The organism is Bradyrhizobium sp. 2TAF24 (genome assembly GCF_052115025.1).
Taxonomy (GTDB): domain Bacteria; phylum Pseudomonadota; class Alphaproteobacteria; order Rhizobiales; family Xanthobacteraceae; genus Bradyrhizobium_A.
Window position 1 is genome coordinate 121,029 of record NZ_JBFRFW010000019.1, and the last position, 6,638, is coordinate 127,666.

At 66.9% G+C, this 6,638-nt stretch carries 3 protein-coding genes; 2 read left to right on the forward strand and 1 reads right to left on the reverse strand.

Translation table 11 applies throughout. The features are described from left to right. Positions 1 to 139 precede the first annotated feature (139 nt). Positions 140 to 1,045, forward strand: coding sequence for an S-methyl-5'-thioadenosine phosphorylase (locus AB4Z37_RS26460; protein ID WP_441519685.1), 906 nt, complete (start codon positions 140 to 142; stop codon positions 1,043 to 1,045). Between the two features lie 67 nt (positions 1,046 to 1,112). Beyond that, positions 1,113 to 1,598, forward strand: coding sequence for a hypothetical protein (locus AB4Z37_RS26465; protein WP_441519686.1), 486 nt, complete (start codon positions 1,113 to 1,115; stop codon positions 1,596 to 1,598). Positions 1,599 to 1,645: 47 nt separating this feature from the next. Here AB4Z37_RS26465 and AB4Z37_RS26470 read toward each other — a convergent pair. Then, positions 1,646 to 6,638: IPT/TIG domain-containing protein (locus AB4Z37_RS26470; protein ID WP_441519687.1), on the reverse strand; the 4,993-nt coding region annotated here is incomplete at its 5' end.

The window sequence follows — 6,638 nt, forward strand, 5'->3', positions numbered from 1 at the left end:
CCGGAATCCAGCATCGCAGCCGTTTCAAGGGTTCTTGCACGTCAGGGATGGATTTGGGCATTCTGTCCGCTCCGTGAGCGGGCCGGGTCGCCGACATGGCACGGCAAGCCGACGCTTCATGGGACGGTCGGAGAGAGCCATGACAGCGGCAGTGCTTGGCATCATTGGCGGTTCGGGACTTTACGATTTGCCGGGGCTCGAGGGAGCGCGCGATGAGGTGATCGCGTCGCCCTGGGGCACCCCCTCGGCTCCGCTCCGCCGCGGCACGATCGCAGGGTTGCCGGTCGTATTCCTGCCGCGCCATGGCGTTGGGCATCGCCTGGCACCATCGGATATCGACTACCGGGCCAACATCGATGTTCTCAAGCGCGCTGGCGTGACTGATCTGGTTTCGCTATCGGCTTGTGGATCGCTCGACAGCGAGATGCCGCCAGGTACGTTCGTCCTGGTGGATCAATTCGTCGATCGCACCTTCAGGCGCGCAAGTTCGTTTTTTGGTGCAGGCTGCGTTGCCCATGTCTCGATGGCGGATCCGGTATCTCCGACCCTATGCGAGCACATCGCCCGTGCGGCAGATGCGGAAAGGATCAGGCTGGTTCGGGGCGGCACCTACATCTGCATCGAGGGGCCGCAGTTCTCGAGCCGGGCGGAAAGCCTGATGTTCAAGGCCCTGGGCTGCGCGGTGATCGGCATGACCAATCTGCCAGAGGCGAAGCTCGCCCGCGAGGCGGAGATCTGTTACGCCAGCGTCGCCATGGTGACGGACTTCGATTGCTGGCGTGACGGCCATGATGCGGCAACGGCGCACGACGTGGTGCGGATGTTGGGCGCCAATGCCGCGATCGCGCGCAGGCTCGTCGCCCGTCTCGCCGGTGTTTTTCCACGCGAGCACGAGCCATGTCCCATCGGATCCGATCGCGCCCTGGACACGGCGTTGATGACGGCGCCGGATGCGCGAGATCCGGAGCTGCTCAGCAAGCTCGATGCCGTGGCGGGGCGGGCGCTGCAACAGCCGTGGTCCCCAGCTCATGCCCGACATGGCTGACAGGGACACCGGGGCGTTGTCGATCGCTCGGTCGCGGTTGGGCGCCATGCTTGTCAGGCAGGTCATGATGCCGGACGGCCTCAAAGGTCATGTGTGCCGGCCTGCCGTTTGGGGCGCTGTGCCCATCGCTCTCCTTCTCGCGGCCTGCTCCGGCGGGCCGGCGATCACGAGCGGTTTGTCGATCATGCCGGCGGCCGAGACGCCGGCCGCTCCCGGGTCGAGAGCAGCCCCTGATCTGTCGAGCGTCGAGGTGGTCAAGATCTTCAAGGACAAAGCCGACGAATTGAAGCTTCAGTCGCCGGCTCTCGTCACTGCGCCGGACGCGCCGCCGCCGATCAATGCCGAGCCCTGGATGATCTGTCTGAAGAGCGGGGCGCCCGAGCAGTCCCGCAGGCTGTACGCACTGCTGTTCCAGGACGGCAGGCTGAGGACGACGCGTCCTGCCGCCATCCTCGACAACTGCGAGGCACGCCCGTTCGAACCACTCAATGTCGGTGTGCTGGCGCCGCCGCCACCGCCGTCAAAACCGCGAGCGCGGCGGTCGCGCAACTGAGCCCGCCAGCCGCTCGCCTCCCGAAATATCCGGCTCGCGTGCCGCGTTCAGAATGGCACGCGGGCGCGGGCGCGCAACGTCCAGATCTGGGTGTTGCCGCCGATGCCGCCAAGTTCACCGCCGGCAAGGATTGCAGCACCGTTGGCGAATTTGGCAGCCAGTCCGCCCTCGACACGAGCCGACCAGCCGTCGAGCAGGGGTGTCGAGGCGAGTGGCGGCGCGCCCGCTGCGGCGATGATCGCCGCAGCGTCATCCTTGGTGAAGTAATAGTCCGCGTAGATGCCGGCGTAGGGCGCCAGCATCACCGTTTCGGTCCACGCGAAGGGGTAGGCGACCTTGAACCCGCCGGAGGCGCGGCCGGTGGCGAAGTTCCGGCTGTCCTGCGCCGTGCCAAGCGAGTCCGTGTAGGCGTTCTCATGCTCCCACAGCGCATAGACCTTGAGCGAGGGCTCGAGGTCGAAGCCCCACGCCTTGTACGAGCCGGTGAGCCCGCCGGAAACGAGCCAGCGGTTGCCATTGAAATTGCCCTGGGCCATGCCGGCGGCGCCATTGTAGTTGATGCCGGAATAGGCGGTCGCGGCATCGAACCGGATGGCCGGCGTCAACCGCCAGCCGAGATAGCCGCCCACGGTCCAGCCGTCGCCCTTCAGCTTGCCGTTGAACTCCTGCGAGGTGTAGTCGAAAGTTTCATAGCCGCCGACCGCACCGACCACGACATTGGACGACACCCGGTGCGTCAGGCCCATCAGCGCGTTGACCTGGCTGCCATAGAGCAGAGCCTGGCCGCTGTTCATCGTGGTGCCCCAGCGGTCGATGCCGGAGCCGCGCACGTCGGCCCACAGGATCCAGTCCTGCGGCTCGCGCACCTTGAGCGGTGGCGCCTTGGTGGCAGGCGCGGCGCGGTCGATCGCGGCGAACGCGTCATCCATGCGCTTGCGGCCGTCACCGTAGCCAAGCGCGCCGGCGCCGCTGGCCTTGCCGCCGTCGAGGCCATACCTGCCGTTCCAGCGATCACTGACGATCTTGTCACCACTCGCCGCCTCGGTCTGGTCCGGGTCCGCCGAGAAGTTGAACCGCATGCCCATGCCACCAGGCGTGAGGAAGCTTCCGGGGCCGTCGCTGAAGCCCTCGGAGATCGCGGAATCGATCGCGCCGGCGATCGCCTGGCCTGAGTTCTGCGCGACGACCTTGGTGACGTTTACCTGCAGCGCACGCAGCTTGAGACTGTCAGCGGGAGTGTTGACCGTCTGCAGAAGGGCCTGCGAAACACTGGCGTTGTAGTTGCCGCTTCCGCCGTAGCTGGCCGTGATGCTGTGCGAACCGACGGTCAGCGTAGCAGTGGTGAAGGTGGCGACACCGCCCGACAGGGCGCCGCTCCCGATCGGGGCGTCGCCGTCCTTGAACGTTACCGTTCCCGTCGGCGTTCCGCCGCCCGATGCCGTCACCGTCGCGGTGAAGGTGACCGGCTGGCGCGCCGAACTCGGATTGAGCGAGGACGTGACGGTCGTGGAGCTGACGGCCGTGGTGATCGCGCCAGTGATCGTCTGCGTGGCGCTCTGCTGGGTGGGACTGTTGTCCGTGACCTTGATCGTGTAGCTGAAGTTGCCCCCGCTGCCCGGCGTGCCCGAGACGAGGCCTGTCGCGGCGTTCAGCGACGTGCCCGGCGGCAGTGCTCCCGATAGAACCGAATAGGTGAATGGACTGGTGCCGCCACCCGCGACATTGGTCTGGGCGTAAGGTTGACCGACCTGGGTGATGGACGATGGCGTCGCCGTCAGGGTGAGGACATTGACATAAGTGTAGGTGCCGGATCCGGTGCCGCCCGGCGCTGTCACCGTGACGCTGACGGCTCCGACCGCTCCAGCCGGGGCTACGGCGGTGATCTGGGTGGCGCTGTTGACCGTATAGCTCGTGGCGTTGTTGGTGCCGAATTTGACGCCGGCGGCGCCGCTCGTCCCCGTGAAATTGGTGCCGGTGATCACAACCGAAGTTCCGCCACCGGCGGGTCCACTGTTCGGGCTGAGCGACGTAATGGTCGGCGCGGCGGCATAGGTGTACTGGTCGGCCGCGCTTGTTGCGCTGGTCGCCACCGAGTTGGTGACGGTGATGTCGACGGTGCCGGTTCCCGCGGGCGCCGTTGCAGTGATCTGGGTGGCGCTGTTGATGGTGAAGCCGCTGGCGTTGCTGGCGCCGAATTTCACGGCCGTCGTGCCGGTGAATCCGGTACCTGTAATGACCACTGCCGTCCCGCCGGCGAGCGGTCCTGCGGTCGGCGAAATCGATGTGACGACCGGCGGGGCGATATAGGTGTACTGGTCAGCCGCTGTCGTGGCGCTGGTGCCCCCCGTTGTCGACACTGTTACATCCACCGTGCCGGTACCGGCTGGTGCGGTGGCCGTGATCTGGGTGGCACTGTTGACGGTGAAGCTGCTGGCGTTGCTGGTTCCGAATTTGACGGCGGTCGCGCCGGTGAAGTTCGTGCCGGTGATCGTCACGGTCGTGCCACCACTGGTGACCCCGGAGGTCGGACCGATGCCGGTGACGGTCGGCGCAGGAACATAGGTGAACTGGTCAGCGGCGCTGGTTGCGCTGGTGCCGCCAGCCGTCGTCACGCGGATGTCCACGGTGCCGGTTCCTGCTGGAGACGTGGCTGTGATCGAGGTCGCGCTGACAACGGTAAAGCCTGTGGCAGCGGTCGCGCCAAATGTCACTGCGGTCGCGCCGTTGAAATTCGCGCCAGTGATCGTGACCGTCGTGCCGCCCGTGGACGGACCGATGGTCGGACTGACGGACGAGATGGCCGGCGCCGCAACATAGGTGAATTGGTCGGCCGCGCCGGTCGCGCTGGTGCCGCCGACCGTGGTCACCGTGACATCAACGGTGCCCGTTCCAGCCGGCGAGGTCGCCGTGATCTGGGTCGCGCTGTTGACCGTGAAGCCGGAGGCATTGGTGGCGCCGAATTTGACGACTGTCGCACCGGAAAAACCGGTGCCTGTGATGACGACCGTGGTGCCGCCGCCGGTCGGGCCTGCCGTAGGGGATACCGCGCTGACCGTTGGCGCCGCAACATAGGTGTACTGATCGCTTGCGCCTGTCGCACTGGTGCCGCCGGGGGCCGTGACCGTGATATCGACGGTGCCGCTGCCGGCGGGGGCCGTGGCCGTGATCGAAGTCGCGCTGACGACGGTAAAGCCCGTCGCATTGGTCGCGCCGAACTTGACAGCTGTCGCGCCGGTGAAGTTGGTACCGGTGATCGTCACGGTCGTGCCGCCGGCGGTCGGGCCGCTGGTCGGACTGACCGACGTGACGCTCGGCGCCGGAATATAGGTGAACTGGTCAGCGGCGCTGGTCGCGCTGGTGCCGCCGACCGTCGTCACGCGGATGTCCACGGTACCGGTTCCCGCTGGAGACGTGGCTGTGATCGAGGTCGCGCTGACAACGGAGAATCCTGCGGCAGCGGTCCCGCCGAATGCGACTGCGCTCGCACCGGTGAAGTTCGTGCCGGTAATCGTGACAGTCGTTCCGCCGCTGCCCGGACCGCTGGTCGGGTTGACGGACGAGACGGTCGGCGCCGCAACATAGGTGTATTGATCCGCGGCGCCGGTCGCACTGGTGCCGCCGACCGTGGTCACCGTGACATCAACCGTGCCCGTTCCAGCCGGCGACGTCGCCGTGATCTGGGTCGCGCTGTTGACCGTGAAGCCGCTCGCATTGGTGGCACCGAATTTGACGGCCGTAGCACCGGACAGGCCTGTGCCCGTGATGACGACCGTGGTGCCGCCGCCGGTCGGACCTGCCGTGGGGGACACCGCGGTGACCGTCGGTGCCGCGACATAAGTGTATTGATCGCCTGCGCCGCTCGCGCTGGTGCCGCCTGGGGTGGTGACGGTGACATCGACGGTGCCGGTGCCGGCGGGGGCGGTGGCCGTGATCGAGGTTGCGCTGACGAAGGAGAAGCTCGTCGCATTGGTCGCGCCGAACTTGACGGCCGTCACTCCGGTGAAGTTGGTGCCGGTGATGGTCAGGGTCGTGCCGCCCGCGGTCGGCCCGCTGGTCGGACTGATCGTTGTGACGGTCGGTGCCGGAATGTAGGTGAACTGGTCAGCGGCGCTGATCGCGCTGGTGCCGCCGAGCGTCGTCACACGGATGTCTACGGTGCCGCTTCCCGCTGGAGACGTGGCTGTGATCGAGGTCGCGCTGACAACGGTGAAACCGGCGGCTGCGGTCCCGCCAAATGTGACTGCGGTCGCGCCGCTGAAATTCGTGCCGGTGATCGTCACGGTCGTTCCGCCGCTGGCAGGACCGCTGGTCGGGCTGATGGACGTAACCGTTGGCGCCAGAACATAAGTGTACTGATCGCTTGCGCCTGTCGCACTGGTGCCGCCTGTCGTGGTCACCGTGACATCGACCGTSCCCGTTCCGGCCGGCGCGACYGCKGTGATCTGGGTGGCGCTGTTGACGACATAGCTGGTGGCATTGGTGGTGCCGAACTTGACTCCCGCAGCACCGGTCGCCCCTGTCAGATTGGTGCCGGTAATCACCACCGAGGTGCCGCCGGTGGCCGGGCCCGCCGTGGGGGACACCGCGGTGACCGTCGGTGCCGCGACATAAGTGTATTGATCGCCTGCGCCCGTCGCGCTGGTGCCGCCTGGGGTGGTGACGGTGACATCGACGGTGCCGGTGCCGGCCGGGGCGGTGGCCGTGATCGAGGTTGCGCTGACGAAGGAGAAGCTCGTCGCATTCGTCGCGCCGAACGTGACGGCCGTCACTCCGGTGAAGTTGGTGCCGGTGATGGTCAGCGTCGTGCCGCCCGCGGTCGGCCCGCTGGTCGGACTGATCGTTGTGACGGTCGGTGCCGGAATATAGGTGAACTGGTCAGCGGCGCTGGTCGCGCTGGTGCCGCCGAGCGTCGTCACGCGGATGTCCACGGTGCCGCTTCCCGCTGGAGACGTGGCTGTGATCGAGGTCGCGCTGACAACGGTGAAACCGGCGGCTGCGGTCCCGCCAAATGTGACTGCGGTCGCGCCGCTGAAATTCGTG